Here is a 16,050-nt window from a genome sequence, read left to right as displayed (position 1 = left end):
GACACCTAAAAAGGTGCCTTTTTCTATTAAAAATAGATTTTTGAAAAGTTACTCCACAGTAACCGATTTTGCCAAATTTCGAGGTTGATCCACATTACAACCACGCATTACGGCTATGTGATAGGAAAGCAACTGTAACGGAATTGTTGTCAATAAAGGAGTAAGACTTTCCGAAGTCTCTGGAACCTCAATAACATGGTCTGCCAATTCTTTGACCGTTTTGTCTCCTTCAGTAACAATAGCAATAATTCTTCCACTTCTGGACTTAATTTCTTGAATATTGCTTACCACTTTTTCGTAATGTCCCTTTTTGGTAGCGATGACAATGACTGGCATTTGTTCATCAATCAATGCAATGGGGCCATGCTTCATTTCCGCAGCGGGATATCCTTCAGCATGGATATAACTGATCTCCTTTAATTTTAATGCTCCCTCCAATGCTACTGGAAAATTGTAACCTCTTCCCAGGTAGAGGCAATTACTGGAGTCCTTATATATCTCTGAAATATGCTCAACCAACTCATTGGATTCCAATGTTTTTTCAACTTTGGCTGGAATTGACTCCAATTCAGTTAAATATTCATGGAATTTTGAGCTGGAGAAAACACCTTTTTCTTGGGCCAACTTCAATGCAATAAGTGTCAATACCGTAATCTGAGTTGTAAATGCCTTGGTAGATGCCACTCCAATCTCAGGTCCGGCATGGGTATAAGCTCCCGCATCCGTTTCACGCGCAATTGACGAACCCACTACATTGCAAACCCCAAAAACAAAAGCGCCTTTTTCCTTGGCAAGTTTAATGGCTGCCAAAGTATCTGCTGTCTCGCCAGATTGTGAAATGGCAATTAAGATATCATTCTCTGTAATTACAGGATTTCTATATCTAAACTCGGAAGCATATTCAACTTCAACAGGTATTCTGGCCAAATCTTCAAAAATGTACTCAGCTACAAGGCCAGCGTGCCATGAAGTACCACATGCCACAATAATGATTCTATTGGCATTCATGAACTTTTCAAGGTTCTGATCAATGCCAGCCATTCTTATAATACCTTGATCTGCCAATAATCGACCTCGGTAGGTATCCAAGATAGCTCTAGGTTGCTCATAGATTTCTTTGAGCATGAAATGATCGTAACCCCCTTTTTCTATCTCTTCCAAATTCAATTGAAGTTCCAAAATATTTGGATAGGCAATTGAATCGTCCTTGATTTTTCTTAGTTTGATTTCCTTCCCTATGCGGATAATAGCCATCTCCTCATCTTCCAAATACACGGCATTATTGGTAAACTCAATAAATGGTGAAGCATCAGAAGCAATAAAATATTCATTTTCACCGATACCTATGGCCAATGGACTTCCCAATTTGGCAACAACGATCTCATCGGGTTTATTCTTATCAAAAACAGCAATGGCATACGCTCCCACAATTTGGTTAAGAGCTATCTGTACTGCGTGACCCAGTTTAACCCCCTCTTTCTTCTTGACTTCCTCAATAAGATTAACCAACACCTCGGTATCTGTATCTGATTCAAACGTGTAACCTCTCCCAATCAATGCCTTTTTAATGGATTCATAGTTTTCTATAATTCCATTGTGAATGATCACCAAATCTCCAGAATTGGAATAATGAGGATGCGAATTGGTATCATTGGGAACACCATGGGTAGCCCAACGTGTGTGACCTAGTCCAAGCTTTCCTTTGAGGGCTATGGTATTTTCAGATTTATTTTTTAGGTCCTCAACTTTCCCTTTGGTCTTGGAGAGATGGGTATTTTCTCCATCAAACAGTACGATACCTGCACTGTCATAACCTCTGTATTCTAAACGTTGCAGTCCTTTTATAATAATTGGATAGGCGTCTCGATGACCAATGTAACCGACAATTCCACACATAAGATCAGTTTTGAATTAATGAATTGGTTATTGGATTTAGATTTCCAAAATTATATCCTATTCATCTAAATTAAGACAAACAACGCGCGAAAAACGACAAACAACCAAAAAATAACTATAAGAAGAAGTTAAATAATCAGTTGGTTTCAGTAAAATAGATTTCCAATTGCAATTTTTTGGCCTCATTCTCTTCGGCCACATTGCTTCCAAATAACACAGTTCCCATAGGGTTTATGGTTGACATTAAAGGCAAGTCTATTTCTTTAGGGTCAGCAGTTGCTACTGATTCACGTACAGTGGCGATTCCAATATTTGAAGTCAAGGTCAATGCCAGTTTTGCATTGGAAGAATCTCTTACTATTATATTATTGATGTGCTCCGTAATCCTTATGGAATATTTTACACCGAGATCTTCTTCTTTTTGTATGATTCCATCGTGATTCAAAAAAAGCCCAAGTGGCTCATCAATCACATTGTTTTCTGTAAGAATATTATACAAGGGTTGATTGGTTTCAGCATTGTACAGATAAAGTCTTGGCGGTTCATATGCTGAATCTCCTAACGCATCTCGATCCACATAAAAGGTCAATTTGGCCTCATTGATAATCCAGTTATTGGCTTTTATTTGATTTATGATATCCGCCCCGCCATTTTCGGCTTCATCAAACAATCTTATTTCTGTAGTAGTTCCAGCGCCTTTTACATATATTCTTGAAGCATTTTCACCATTATCCAATGCATTAAGCACATTTGGAGGAAATATCTCATTTTCAAAAGTATTTATAGCGTTTCCAGAAATGGCACCATTACTATTAACGAGAAGGTTTAAGACAAATTCACTCTCAGATTTGACCACCTCCTCCTCTGTGGTATCATAGTCATCATATTCGTAAACAATTGTGATATTGGCTTGGGTAAGATCAAAAAGGAACATCAGGTCTTCCATATCCTGCACATCAGAAATTGTAATATGGATTCCCCGGAGAAAATCCCTGAAATTATTTTGACTCAACAATTCTGATTGACCTTCCTTATCTAAAATGTTTTGTTGGAAGAAATCATTGTTCAACGGAATCTTGATTCCTGGATTAAGTCTTGATTCAACCACCGTCTCATTTTCTTTTACATCGGTATCAGGATCATCTTCTTCGAATGTGAGCATTTCCATGTTATCAATAACCACGGTTTTGCTTTCTGGAATGCTAAGTTCCTCCCCTATAAAACCAGAAAAATCTTGAGTTGAAAAATACTCTTGTACTTCTTCAAAATTGGAATTGGGATCTAAATCACGAAGAAAGAAAGTAGATCTTGAAACCGTTACATCAAAAGATAAATTTCTATCCCCAAAAATACTGTCCAAATCAAACGTCCTTGGAAAAATGTTGGCCACAAACCCCTCTTCTGTACCATCTGAATCTTTATCAAGTGGGTCAGAACCTATGATTCGTTCTTCATTATCTGTAACTCCATCAACATCAGTGTCAGAGGTTGGGTCCGAGGGATCAGCATCTAACTCATTCTGCACCCCATCACCATCACTATCTTGTAAAGAACTTGGTGGTTGCTGGTAGGGAATATACAGATATACTTCCTTTACAGTTTCATTTTCTTCAATTGTGGAAGCAGAATCATCTGAATCTGCAGTATCTTCTGTAGCTTGTGAAGAATCCCCAAAAGTGGGATTGTTGCTAGGTAAAGAGAGCTGAGAAACAATGTTTGCCCTTCTTTTGCCATAAACAGGATCATTGAAGCTCCCCAATTGATATAATGGCAAGCCATTGGTCTGTACGGCTTCTATACTTCTGTTGAATGCAAAAACGTCGTAGACCTGTTTTCCAGTGCTAAAAGGTTCCCCTCCAACAACACCCTCACCAATGGTCTGCAAATCTTCTTCTTCACAGGAAATGTTAAGTAGAAACAAGGCTCCAACCAAGGCTGAAACTTGAATAGCCCTATAAAATTTCATGCAATTTATTTTAGAACTTCTGTTTTATAGAAATTTGTGTATGCTTCTTCTGCTTCTTGAAGGGAAACATAGGGCAATACCGGTTTGGATAGGCTTTCGATGTGTTCCTTTAAATCATCGGACACCTCTTCCGAGGCTAAAATAATGGCATCAGAATAATCCGCTGCAACTTTTAACAAATTATTATAGTCCGGCTTGGAAAGAGAAGCAACACTTTCTTTTTCAATACCATCAAAGGCAATTTTATCTATCATCTGATTGTCCAGTTCGCCCTCAAAACCTCTATCATAGATAGAAGTCACTATTTTACTGTCGGCAAACAAAGGTTCGTCAGCATAATATTTTCTCAAATAAAGTGGAAGCATGGATGCCATCCAACCATGTACATGAATGATGTCTGGGGACCAATTCAATTTCTTAACTGTTTCCACGACACCCTTGGCAAAGAAAATGGCTCTTTCATCATTATCTGGAAAAAGATTGCCCTCAGCATCCGCAAATGTGGCCTTTCTCTTAAAATATTCTTCATTATCTATAAAGTAAACCTGAATCCGCTCCCTAGGTATAGATGCAACTTTGATGATCAAGGGCATATCCATATCATTGATGACCAGGTTCATCCCCGATAAACGAATAACCTCATGCAATTGATGTCTTCGTTCGTTGATATTCCCGTACCTTGGCATAAAAATGCGTATTTGCCCCCCGCTACTATTAACCATTCGAGGCGCTTCGTACGACATTAAGGAAACTGGATTCTCTGGAAGGTAAGGCACTAATTCAGAAGATACAAACAATATCTTTTTACCATTCATAAACACTTTCTTTTGCTAATCCGAAAAACGTAGCTGCAAAATTACAAAAATTATGCCGATTACCAGTATTTATAGTATTTTTGCACGCTTTTACTCCTGTTTATGCACATTTTTCACCAAAAAAAAGACCTGTCGCACTTCTTTCAGAAGGAAGCTCATAGCTCCCAATCCATAGGCTTGGTTCCAACTATGGGTGCTTTGCACCAAGGTCATATTTCATTGGTAAGAAGAGCCCTCTTGGAAAATGATTTGGTGGTCGTTAGCATCTTTGTAAATCCTACACAGTTCGACAAAAAAGACGACTTGGAAAAATATCCAAGAAATTTAGAACAAGACCTTGGGATTTTAGGTCTTGTATCCAACAATATTGTTGTTTTTGCCCCATCTGTAAAAGATATCTATGGTGATAATGTGACATCAGAATCCTACGAATTTGATGGATTGGACAAGGTTATGGAAGGTGAGTTCAGAGAAGGTCATTTTGATGGTGTTGGAACAATCGTGGAACTCTTACTAAGAGCTGTGGCCCCTACCAAGGCTTACTTTGGGGAAAAGGATTTCCAACAGCTGCAAATCATCAAAAAAATGGTGGAATCCAAGCAATTGCCCTTTGAAATTATTGGTTGCCCCATTGAGAGGGAACCCCATGGACTGGCCATGAGTTCCCGTAATGAACGACTATCAAAAACGACTAGAGAAGAAGCAGGATTCATTTACAAAACCCTACAGACTGCCAAACAAAAATTTGGCACGGAAAATGCTAAATCTATAATAGATTGGGTAAAATCCGAATTTGCAAAAAACCTTGTTTTTAAGTTGGAATACTTTCAAATAGCTGATGAGGATACATTAACTCCAATTGTCAAAAAACAAGAGGAAAGAAAATATAGGGCGTTCATTGCCGTTTACGCAGATGACGTCCGCTTAATAGACAATCTAAGATTGAATTGATTAATTTTGCGCCATGCAAGTAGAAGTTGTAAAATCTAAAATTCACAGAGTTAAAGTAACTGGAGCCGACCTCAATTATATTGGTAGTATTACCATTGATGAAGATCTTATGGATGCTGCAAACATCATTAGAGGTGAAAAGGTCCAAATTGTGAACAACAACAACGGTGAACGCTTAGAAACCTACGCCATTCCTGGACCTAGAGGTTCAGGGGAGCTTACTTTGAACGGTGCTGCCGCCCGAAAAGTGGCCGTAGGTGATGTGCTGATTCTCATCACATATGCTTGGATGGATATTGAAAAAGCAAAGTCATTCAATCCAGCATTGGTATTCCCCAACGAGGAAACCAATCTTTTGAACTAGTTTTGAGCAATTCCCTTAAAAAATTTCTGAAAATAGTTATCCCGATTGCATTCGGGTTGTTTTTGGTCTGGCACTCCTATGCTTCAACCACTCCTGAAGAAAGGAAACAGATTATCCATTACATTTCCAACGCCAGTCCATTTTGGGTAATTGTATCTGTGGCCATTGGAATTTTAAGCCATATTTCTCGTGCAATTCGATGGAACTACCTTTTAGAACCTATGGGCTACAAACCCAAATTATACAATAACCTGCTCATTGTACTCATTTCATATTTTGCTAATTTGGGCATTCCAAGATCAGGTGAAATTTTAAGGGCAACCGCATTGACCACTTATGAAAATGTCCCTTTTGAAAAAGGTTTTGGCACCATTGTCACCGAAAGAGTCATAGATCTGTTAATGCTTTTGTCAATCATCATCATCACCTTGATTTTACAAACAGACATTATTTTGACTTTTTTGGAAGACAAAGGAGTTAACCTAATCGGTTCTTTTGGACTACTCCTGGTTGGTATTTTGGGGCTTTTTGCAGCCACAGTAATCATCAAAAAATCCAAGTCCAATTTTGCCTTAAAGGTTAAATCTTTTTTAAATGGCTTATTGGATGGCGTGCTCAGCATATTTAAAATGAAAAAAAAGTGGCCTTTCATATTCCACACCTTACTCATTTGGGGAGCTTATATCGCCATGTTCTGGGTCATTAAACATACCGTTGCAGAAACCATAAACTTATCTCTGGGCGAACTATTGGTTGGCTTTGTGGCCGGGGCTTTTGCCATGTCCACCACCAATGGAGGAATTGGACTTTACCCTATAGCCGTAAGTGCTGCTTTGGGCATATTTGGCATTAGTGCTGTTTCCGGTGATGCCTTCGGGTGGATCATGTGGATCGCACAGACCCTAATGGTTGTTTTTTTTGGCACAATATCCTTCATTGTACTACCGTTATTGAATAGAAATAGGTAAACCCCTGCCAACTAAAACATATACCCATGAAAAAATGTCTATTCCTGCTAATAGGCTTAATTTGTTTTAACCTCGGAGCCCAAGTCAAAAAAGAAATTTTTGAATCTTTTAAACTTCAGGAACGTAGGGATGTTTCCTATTACTTCCCTGAAGATTATTCCGAAGAAACCAAATATCCGCTCTTGGTGGTTTTGGATGCAGACTACCTGTTTGATTTAGTTGTTGCCAATAACAAATTTTATAGCAGTCAAGGTCGTATGCCCGAAGCTATAATAGTCGGTATTCATCAATCAGAAAACGACCTGCGTTGGGATGACTGTGATTACGAGGAAAACTCTGGTCTTCCTACAGAGAAAGGGGCAAATTTTTATGAATTTCTAGGCACAGAAATCATTCCATATTTAGAAACCAGTTACAACATTGCACCCTTCAAAATGTTCATAGGGTACGATATCACCGCCAATTTTGGCAACTACTTTTTATTCAAGGATAAATCCTTTTTCAATGCCTATTTGAGCATTTCTCCAGTTCTGGCCCCAGAAATGGAAAGTAGAGTTCCATCTCGCTTATCAGCTTTGGACCAAGAAATTTTCTATACACTGGTTGTTGAAAAGGAAAAAACGGATGACAGACAGCGAATCCTTCAGATGAATCACTCCATAAAGTCCATCACCAAGGAAACCCTGCATTATGCTTTTGATGAATATGAGGATGCCGACCATACTTCCATCGCCGCATATGGTATCAGTAAAGCCTTTGACAATATTTTCAATGTATTCAAACCCATAAGTCCAAAAGAATATAAAACAGAAATATTGACCTCAGATGAACCAGCGTTCAGCTATCTGGAAAACAGATACAACACCATTGAAAAGTTTTTTGGTTTTGAAAAACCCGTTGAACTCAATGACATTATGGCCATTTATGCGGCCTGTTTGAAAAAGGATGATTTTGAATCTCTAAAACCATTGGCAGAGTTGTGCAAGAAGGAATATCCAGATACCATGATGGGCTTTTATTTTGAAGGCGAGTACTATGAAGAGCTGGGGGAGCCCAAAAAAGCATTCAAAACCTTTGAAAAAGCCTTTCAACTAGAGGAAATCGACTTTTTGACCAAGGATATGGCCTTAGAAAAAATTGACGCCCTAAAAGCCGACTTCGGGTACTAAAAACCTGTTTCTTTATTGGACTTTGTTATCTTAGCCAAAACCGAAACCATAGGTTATGGCCAAGACCAAAACAGCTTTTTTTTGTCAGAACTGCGGCGCTCAATATCCCAAATGGATTGGCCAATGCACCTCATGCAAGCAATGGAACACCATTGTGGAAGAAGTTGTGCAAAAAGAAGAAAAAAGAAGTTGGAAAACGGATGCCCCAACATCCAAAAAAGCCAATAAACCCCTTCGTGTTTCCGAAATTACCCATAAAAAGGAAGTACGAATAGACACTTTGGACCAAGAGTTCAACAGAGTTTTGGGTGGAGGTTTGGTTCCTGGCTCCTTAACACTTTTGGGAGGTGAACCAGGCATTGGCAAAAGCACTCTTTTGCTTCAGATTGCCTTAAAGTTAAATTATAAGACCCTATATGTTTCTGGGGAAGAGAGTCAGCGACAAATCAAGATGCGGGCAGACCGTATTCTACCCAACAGTGAGAATTGTTTTGTACTGACAGAAACCAAAACACAAAGCATTTTTCAGCAAATAAGTGCCTTGGAGCCCGATTTAGTGGTCATCGATTCCATACAAACCCTACACACGGATTATATTGAATCTGCAGCTGGAAGCATTTCTCAAATTCGGGAGTGCACCGCAGAACTCATCAAATTTGCCAAAGAAAGCCATACCCCGGTTATTTTAGTGGGGCACATTACCAAGGATGGCACTATTGCTGGTCCAAAAATCTTGGAGCATATGGTGGATACCGTGCTTCAATTTGAGGGTGACCGAAATTACGTCTACCGTATTTTACGTTCCCTAAAAAACCGATTTGGTTCCACGGCAGAATTGGGCATTTATGAAATGCAGGGCAGTGGCCTTCGCGAAGTCAATAATCCTTCCGAAGTGTTAATCTCCAAAAATGATGAAGACCTCAGCGGCACGGCCATTGCCGCCACAGTAGAAGGCATGCGCCCGCTTCTGATTGAAATTCAGGCTTTGGTGAGTACAGCGGTCTATGGAACACCTCAACGTTCTGCAACTGGGTTCAATGCCAAACGCTTGAACATGCTCTTGGCCGTTCTTGAAAAAAGAGCAGGCTTCAAACTAGGGGCCAAAGATGTCTTTTTGAACATTACCGGAGGTATTTCAGTGGATGATCCTGCCATAGATCTAGCTGTGATGGCCGCAATTCTATCCAGCAATGCAGATATTCCTATTGAAAAAGGAATATGTTTTGCTGCTGAAGTGGGTCTTGCAGGAGAAATTCGCCCTGTGCAACGGATAGACCAACGCATTTTGGAAGCCGAAAAACTAGGGTTCACTAAAATCTTCGTCTCCAAAAACAACAAGATGGGCTTAAAACAAACCACTATTCAAGTGGAACTGGTCTCCAAAATTGAAGATGTGGTCAGTAATTTGTTTGGATAGCTTTTAAAAGGTTTTATTAAACCTCTCCCCAAAGGTCACCTCAAGCGCAGTCGAGAGGTCTTCAAAACACATAACCGGTCATTAGGTTTCAACTCCACTCAACCTAACAGAGATACCATTGCCAAAAACAATACCATTTTCCTTTAAGGCGCCGGATTAGGTATGGCATTGTGGATAGCCTCGATTCCGTCCAAAACCTCATCTGAAAGATCTACATCAATACTCCCTATATTTTCCTTTAGCTGTTCCATGGAAGTAGCGCCAATAATATTGCTGGTCACAAATGGACGGGTGTTTACAAATGCCAAAGACATTTGTGCCAAACTCAAACCATGATCTTGTGCCAATTGTTGATATTTTCGAGTAGCTTCCGTAGCAATCTCGTTGCTATAGCGGCTGTAAGCAGGAAATAAAGTCAATCTAGCTTTCCTTGGAGGTATTTCGGTTAAATATTTACCACTCAAAACACCAAAACCTAAAGGAGAATACGCCAAAAGTCCAATATTTTCCCGCATTGAAATTTCGGAAAGCCCCACTTCAAATAGTCGGTTGAGTAAGCTGTAGGGATTTTGTATGGTCTTCATTCTAGGCAAATCTTGATGTACCTTGCTTTCTTCCAAAAAGCGCATCGTTCCCCAAGGAGTCTCATTGGACAGCCCCACATGTCTTATCTTCCCTTCGGTCACCATATCCCGAAGGGTTTCCAGAACCTGATGTATATTATCTTCCCAAGCATCTACAAAATGGGCATTGTAGCCTCGTTGTCCAAAATAATTGGTATTACGCTCTGGCCAGTGAAGTTGGTACAAATCAATATAATCTGTTTGTAATCTTTTTAAGCTTCCCTCCACAGCTTTAATTATAGAGTCACGACTAAAACCTGTAGTTCTGATGTGTTTGGTGAATTCTGCTCGTCCAGCAATTTTAGTGGCCAGAACCACTCTATCTCTATTCCCGGTCTTCTTGAACCAATTCCCGATAAATTCTTCGGTAACTGCGTAGAGCTCCTTTTTAGCAGGAATCGGGTACATTTCTGCTGTATCAAAAAAATTGACCCCTTGATCGAGGGCATAATCCATTTGTTCGTGACCTTCCTCTTCAGTATTTTGTCGACCCCAGGTCATGGTGCCCAAACAAATTTTACTAATACGGATATCGGTATGTGGAATTCTAGTGTACTTCATAGTTTCATAGCTTCAAGACTTCCAAAATTAGGCAATCCCATCCACTGATATTTAAAACAATTGTTATTTTTCAATCTCCAACAGAATAGGGCAATGATCACTGTGTTTCGCTTCTGAAAGAATAACGGAACGTTTTAAGCGGTCTTGTAAAGATTCGTTGACCATGCCATAATCCAATCGCCAGCCTTTATTGTTGGCCCTGGCGTTGGCCCGATAACTCCACCACGTATAATTATGCGGTTCTTTGTTGAAATGTCGGAAACTATCAATAAACCCACTTTGGATAAAATTACCGATCCATTCACGTTCCACAGGCAGAAAACCTGATACATTTTTATTCCTCACCGGATCATGAATATCGATAGCTTCATGACAGATATTATAATCTCCGCAAACAACAAGGTTGGGTCGTTCTTTACGTAACTCATCTGCATATTTTTGAAAGTCGGCCATATAGGTCAACTTGTGTTCCAAACGATCCAAGTTGGTTCCCGAGGGCAAATACATGCTCATGACGGACAAGTCCCCAAAATCTGCTCTTAGGTTTCTTCCCTCATGATCCATATAATCAATTCCAGTACCATATTCTATGTGGTCGGGTTCCTCCTTGCAAAGCAAAGCCACTCCACTATACCCTTTCTTTTGGGCGCTGAACCAATAATGATGGTTGTAACCAATGGCTTCCAATTCGGCAACTTCAACCTGTTCCTTCATGGCTTTGGTCTCTTGAATGCAAACAACATCTGGGTCAACAGATTGCAACCATTCGGTAAAACCCTTTTTCATGGCGGCCCTGATTCCATTCACATTGTACGATACTATTTTCATGCTGAAATTTTGTCTAAAAATAACCATTGCATTTCGGTTCTTAAAATGATCCTATCCAGGTTAAAGATTTACTGTGGTTTCTACATTTCAGATTGCTGAAGTCAAAATATAGATTATTTTTATTCTCAATATCAACCTAATATTCATGTAAAATGAAAATCAAAAGACTTATCTTTCTATCGTTTTTTATAGGGCTGCCATTCATAAGCCTCAAATCTCAGGAAATAACAATGTTTGCAGGATTTTGGGATTATCAATACTATCAAGATGATAAACGAATTACCAAAAAAAACCTTGTTTCTCTTTTGGAGAAAGATGAGATTGCCTATTCCCATTGGAAAAAATCGAAAACTTTTAGTGCATTATCCTATGTCTCTTTTGGTGCTGAAATAGGTTTCTTTGTTTGGCAACTCGATAATCACTCTAAGAATAAAAGTACAACTGGACCATTCATTGGTGTAATGAGTTCATTTGCTTCATTCCTAACTTTTGCCTTGTTATCTAGTTCGCAAAAGAAAAAATCAATATTAAAGTATAATGAGGGTCTTAACCCAAAATCTGCTTTTAAAGTTGTCCCGTCCAAACAAGGAATCGGTATTGCGCTTCAGTTTTGATTGTTTAAGATAGATATAGCATGCAAGCTCTAATTTTAATAGATATCCAACAAGGTTTGCAGGAAATCGACTTTTATGGCACCGAGCGCAACAATCCAAATGCAGAGGCCAACAGTCAAAAAATATTAAATGCTTTTAGGGAGAAGCAGCTGCCCATTTTCCATGTCCAGCATTGTTCCACAAACCCAGAATCCCCATTACATCCCTCAAAGGAAAGTAATGCGTTTAATCCGTTGGTTGAACCTTTGGAAAGTGAACCTATCATCAAAAAACATGTGAACAGCGCTTTTATCGGAACTGATTTGGAAGAACGATTAAAGTCCCAAAACATCACCGATGTGGTCATAGTTGGCCTTACCACGGAACACTGTGTTTCCACCTCTACCCGAATGGCCGCCAATCTTGGCTTTAACGTCACTCTAATTTCCGATGCCACGGCTGCTTTCGATAAAAAAGGAGTCAATGGAGAACATTTTAGTGCAGAATTGGCCCATAGCATTGCGCTGGCCAACCTCAAGGACGAGTTTGCAACAGTAATCAACACAGCAGCCTACTTGGAGCAACTTGGGTAATTCCTTCTTATTTTTATACAATCATCACTAAACTTATGGTCATGTTTCGCACCTATGTAGCCCTAGTTTTCGCTTCACTTTTGATGTCATTTTTTGGCATTTCACAAGAACAACCCTTAAGGGTTGGGGTGGCCGGCCTTACCCATACCCATGTACATTGGATCTTGGGCAGGGAGGATTTGGGCGATATTGAAATCGTTGGCATTGCAGAACCCAACACAGATTTGGCCCAACGCTATGCCAAGCAACATGGTTTTTCAATGGATTTGGTCTACAGCAGCCTCGAAGAAATGATTGCAGCCACAAAACCTGAAGCCGTAACCGCCTTCGGAACCATTTACGACCATTTACAAGTAGTGGAGGTTTGTGCGCCCAAAGGCATCCATGTGATGGTGGAAAAACCGCTGGCCGTAACTATGGCCCATGCCCAAAAAATGGCTGCGCTGGCAAAAATGCACAACATCCATTTGCTCACCAACTACGAAACCACTTGGTACCCCACCAATCACAAAGCGAAAGAACTATTGGATCAAGGTAAAATTGGGGATTTGCGCAAGGTCATTGTTCGGGATGGACACCGGGGCCCCGTAAAAATAGGGGTGAACAAAGAATTTTTGGACTGGCTGCAAGACCCTGTGCGCAACGGCGGCGGAGCCATTACCGATTTTGGCTGCTACGGGGCCAATTTGATGACTTGGTTGAAAAATGGCGAGCGACCCAACACCGTTACCGCTGTTACCCAACAATTACAGCCCGAAAACAATCCGAAGGTGGATGATGACGCCACCATTATTTTAACTTATGACGATGCCCAAGCCATTCTGGAGCCCTCTTGGAACTGGCCCATCGGCAGAAAGGACATGGAACTTTATGGCCTTACCGGAGCCATTTATGCCGATAACCGAAATACGCTACGCATCCGGATGGCGGAAGGTTACGATGGTTATGATGAGGAGCAATTCACCCTTGAGGAACGACAAAGCCCTAACAATGATCCTTTTGCCATGTTGGCAGCAGTAATCAAAGGGAAATTGACCTTGCCTCAGCATGATTTGTCCTCTCTGGAAAACAATCTCATTGTGGTAGAAATTTTGGATGCCGCCCGAAAAAGTGCCCAAAAAGGAAAGACCATTAAACTGAAAGACTGATTTATAAAAATTTCATTCTACCTTCACGCTCCATGAAAATCTGCTTCACTGTCCTGCTTCTTTTTTTCACCTCCTTTTTGATGGCGCAAGAGGTTCAATTGGATTCCGTGACCCAATTGGAAGAAGTTATCGTGTTGGAAGATGCAGTCCCCAAAAAAGCTACGGGCATTACAGCTTCCTCCATTGTAGGGCCATCTACTTTTGAAAAGTTCAATCCTGTGGACATTGCCTCCGCTATCAACCAAATTTCTGGGGTCTATATTCTTTCCGGAGCCTTGAACACCAACCGATTTACCATCCGAGGTGTAGGGGCAAGAACGCCATTTGGCACGGATAAGCTCCGTATGTATTTTAACGGCATTCCGGTGACGAATGGCACGGGCACCTCCACTATTGAGGCTTTCGATTTTGAGAACCTGGGCGCCATAGAAGTCATCAAAGGCCCCAAGGGCACCACCTTTGGTGGTAATCTGGGCGGCGCGGTGCTGTTGAACACCCTTCCGTTGGATGTGGACCGCACCCGAATCAGCAATACCTTTACCATTGGTTCCTACAACATGTGGAAAGACAATCTTTCCTTTAGCCACCGGGAGCGCAAATTCAGTCTGCGGTTCAGCTACAATCATTTGGAAACGGATGGCTTTCGACAGAACAACGGCATGACCCGCGATGGCCTGCTACTGAACACCAACTTCCGCCTCAGCAACAAAAGTGAGCTGGGCCTGCTCGTCAATTATATTGATTACACCGCACAGATCGCCAGTTCGCTCAACGAAACCGATTTTTCGGAAAATCCCCGGCTGGCCGCCGCCAATTGGTTGGCCGCACGTGGGTTCGAGGACAACAAATACACCCTTACCGGTTTGTACCATAAATGGCAACTTGCCGACCAACTGAAGAACACCAGCAGCATTTTTTACACCCATCTGGACCATTACGAACCGCGCCCCTTCAATATTTTGGACGAGATCACCAACGGTTACGGTTTTAGGAGTTTGTTTGAAGGCGTTTGGGGCAGCTCCAACTACAGTTTTGGCGGAGAACTCTACAAAGACGAATACGCATGGAGCACCTACCGAAACCTGTTCCGGGACAATGATGGGGATGGCAGCCTACAAGGTGCCCAGCTAAGCGATAACAAAGAGTTCAGGACGCAACTGAACCTTTTTGGCACGTTCACTTATCCTTTTACAGAAAAGTTTTCAGTACAATTGGGGCTGGCTTTGAACCAAACCGATTATGATTTTAGGGACTTGTTCAACACCGGGGAAGAAAATACCTCTGCGGAACGCAATTTTGACCCTATTCTGCTGCCCAGCCTAGGATTGCAATACCAATTTAACAAAGGGCATCTTTACGCCAATGTAAGCCGTGGATTCTCCAATCCCAGTTTGGAAGAGACCTTGACCCCCGATGGGGTGATCAACCCCGATATAGCCCAAGAAACCGGCATGAGTTATGAACTGGGTGGGCGATGGCGGCCTTTGGACCGCAAACTTACCGTGGGGCTGGCCCTCTACCGTATGGACATTAACAACCTTTTGGTGGCCCAACGGGTGGGTGAGGACCAATTTATTGGTCTCAACGCTGGGGAGACCCGCCACAACGGATTGGAACTGGATGCCAAATACATTCTCCGCCTCTCCCAAACGCTGGCGCTCTCACCTTACCTGAGCTATACCTTTAACGACCATAGTTTTGTGGATTTTGTGGATGGCGACAACGACTACTCCGGCAACCCCTTGACCGGAGTGCCCAAGCACCGGGTAAGTTCTGGGCTCACCGTACACCATACCAACGGCCTACGGTTGAACTTGACCCACCAGTATGTAGGCGAAATTCCCCTTACCGATGCCAATACCTTGCGCAGCGAAGCCTTTAACCTTTTTAATGCCAAATTGAGCTACCACAACCGTTTGGGCGACCATTTTTCTTTAGGACTTAATGCAGGACTGAACAACCTGTTCAACACCAACTTTGCCCAAAGCGTATTGATCAACGCCGTAGGCTTTGGTGGCGCCCTGCCCCGCTATTTTTACCCCGGTAACGGTAGAAATTATTATGGAGGTATTCGTTTAGGGTATCAAATATTGTAGTCTGGAACAATATAGCTATTGCAGTCTCGTTTTGGTTTGAATATCAACCTTAACTTCAACAT

At 41.3% G+C, this 16,050-nt stretch carries 14 protein-coding genes; 9 read left to right on the top strand and 5 right to left on the bottom strand.

The genetic code is table 11. The features are described 5' to 3' along the window. Positions 1–48 precede the first annotated feature (48 nt). From glmS to HJC33_RS05805, 3 genes are all read right to left on the bottom strand, one after another. Positions 49–1,896: a glutamine--fructose-6-phosphate transaminase (isomerizing) gene (gene glmS / locus HJC33_RS05815; protein ID WP_171657860.1), complete on the bottom strand. Its 1,848-nt coding sequence runs from the start codon at positions 1,894–1,896 to the stop codon at positions 49–51. Between the two features lie 136 nt (positions 1,897–2,032). Further along, on the bottom strand, positions 2,033–3,862 hold the full coding sequence (locus HJC33_RS05810; protein ID WP_171657859.1) for a DUF4270 domain-containing protein: 1,830 nt from the start codon (positions 3,860–3,862) through the stop codon (positions 2,033–2,035). Positions 3,863–3,867: 5 nt separating this feature from the next. Then, entirely contained in the window at positions 3,868–4,677 is an 810-nt protein-coding gene (locus HJC33_RS05805; protein ID WP_171657858.1) for a glycogen/starch synthase, read from the bottom strand. Positions 4,678–4,779: 102 nt separating this feature from the next. Here HJC33_RS05805 and panC point away from each other — a divergent pair, with 102 nt between their 5' ends. The 5 genes from panC to radA are packed head-to-tail and all read left to right on the top strand — an operon-like array spanning position 4,780 to position 9,546. Further along, positions 4,780–5,628, top strand: a complete 849-nt coding sequence (gene panC, locus HJC33_RS05800; protein WP_171657857.1) for a pantoate--beta-alanine ligase — start codon at positions 4,780–4,782, stop codon at positions 5,626–5,628. 13 nt (positions 5,629–5,641) lie between these two features. Beyond that, positions 5,642–5,992 carry an aspartate 1-decarboxylase gene (gene panD, locus HJC33_RS05795; RefSeq protein ID WP_171657856.1) on the top strand — a complete coding sequence of 117 codons (351 nt, stop codon included), beginning with the start codon at positions 5,642–5,644 and terminating at the stop codon, positions 5,990–5,992. Positions 5,993–5,994: 2 nt separating this feature from the next. Beyond that, positions 5,995–6,960: a lysylphosphatidylglycerol synthase transmembrane domain-containing protein gene (locus tag HJC33_RS05790; protein ID WP_171657855.1), complete on the top strand. Its 966-nt coding sequence runs from the start codon at positions 5,995–5,997 to the stop codon at positions 6,958–6,960. Between the two features lie 26 nt (positions 6,961–6,986). Then, positions 6,987–8,129, top strand: a complete 1,143-nt coding sequence (locus HJC33_RS05785; RefSeq protein WP_171657854.1) for an alpha/beta hydrolase — start codon at positions 6,987–6,989, stop codon at positions 8,127–8,129. 55 nt (positions 8,130–8,184) lie between these two features. Further along, on the top strand, positions 8,185–9,546 hold the full coding sequence (radA, locus tag HJC33_RS05780; protein ID WP_171657853.1) for a DNA repair protein RadA: 1,362 nt from the start codon (positions 8,185–8,187) through the stop codon (positions 9,544–9,546). A 143-nt stretch (positions 9,547–9,689) separates the two neighbouring features. Here radA and HJC33_RS05775 read toward each other — a convergent pair whose 3' ends face one another. Both HJC33_RS05775 and HJC33_RS05770 read right to left on the bottom strand, forming a co-directional pair. Then, positions 9,690–10,730 (bottom strand): NADP(H)-dependent aldo-keto reductase, encoded by a 1,041-nt coding sequence (locus HJC33_RS05775; RefSeq protein ID WP_171657852.1) that lies wholly within the window; start codon positions 10,728–10,730, stop codon positions 9,690–9,692. Positions 10,731–10,793: 63 nt separating this feature from the next. Next, on the bottom strand, positions 10,794–11,558 hold the full coding sequence (locus HJC33_RS05770) for an exodeoxyribonuclease III (protein ID WP_171657851.1): 765 nt from the start codon (positions 11,556–11,558) through the stop codon (positions 10,794–10,796). Positions 11,559–11,710: 152 nt separating this feature from the next. Here HJC33_RS05770 and HJC33_RS05765 point away from each other — a divergent pair, with 152 nt between their 5' ends. The 4 genes from HJC33_RS05765 to HJC33_RS05750 are packed head-to-tail and all read left to right on the top strand — an operon-like array spanning position 11,711 to position 15,988. Next, on the top strand, positions 11,711–12,172 hold the full coding sequence (locus HJC33_RS05765; protein WP_171657850.1) for a hypothetical protein: 462 nt from the start codon (positions 11,711–11,713) through the stop codon (positions 12,170–12,172). A gap of 20 nt (positions 12,173–12,192) precedes the next feature. Next, a complete protein-coding gene (locus tag HJC33_RS05760) occupies positions 12,193–12,744 on the top strand; it encodes a cysteine hydrolase family protein (RefSeq protein WP_171657849.1) in 552 nt (183 codons plus the stop codon). Between the two features lie 41 nt (positions 12,745–12,785). Next, positions 12,786–13,892: a Gfo/Idh/MocA family protein gene (locus HJC33_RS05755; RefSeq protein WP_171657848.1), complete on the top strand. Its 1,107-nt coding sequence runs from the start codon at positions 12,786–12,788 to the stop codon at positions 13,890–13,892. A 32-nt stretch (positions 13,893–13,924) separates the two neighbouring features. Continuing rightward, positions 13,925–15,988, top strand: coding sequence for a TonB-dependent receptor family protein (locus HJC33_RS05750; RefSeq protein ID WP_171657847.1), 2,064 nt, complete (start codon positions 13,925–13,927; stop codon positions 15,986–15,988). Positions 15,989–16,050: the final 62 nt, after the last annotated feature.

The sequence above is a fragment of the Flagellimonas amphidinii genome, from assembly GCF_013090115.1.
In the GTDB taxonomy this organism is placed as follows: domain Bacteria; phylum Bacteroidota; class Bacteroidia; order Flavobacteriales; family Flavobacteriaceae; genus Flagellimonas; species Flagellimonas amphidinii.
Note: the sequence above shows the minus strand (reverse complement) of the source record. Positions and strands in the feature narration are given on the sequence as shown.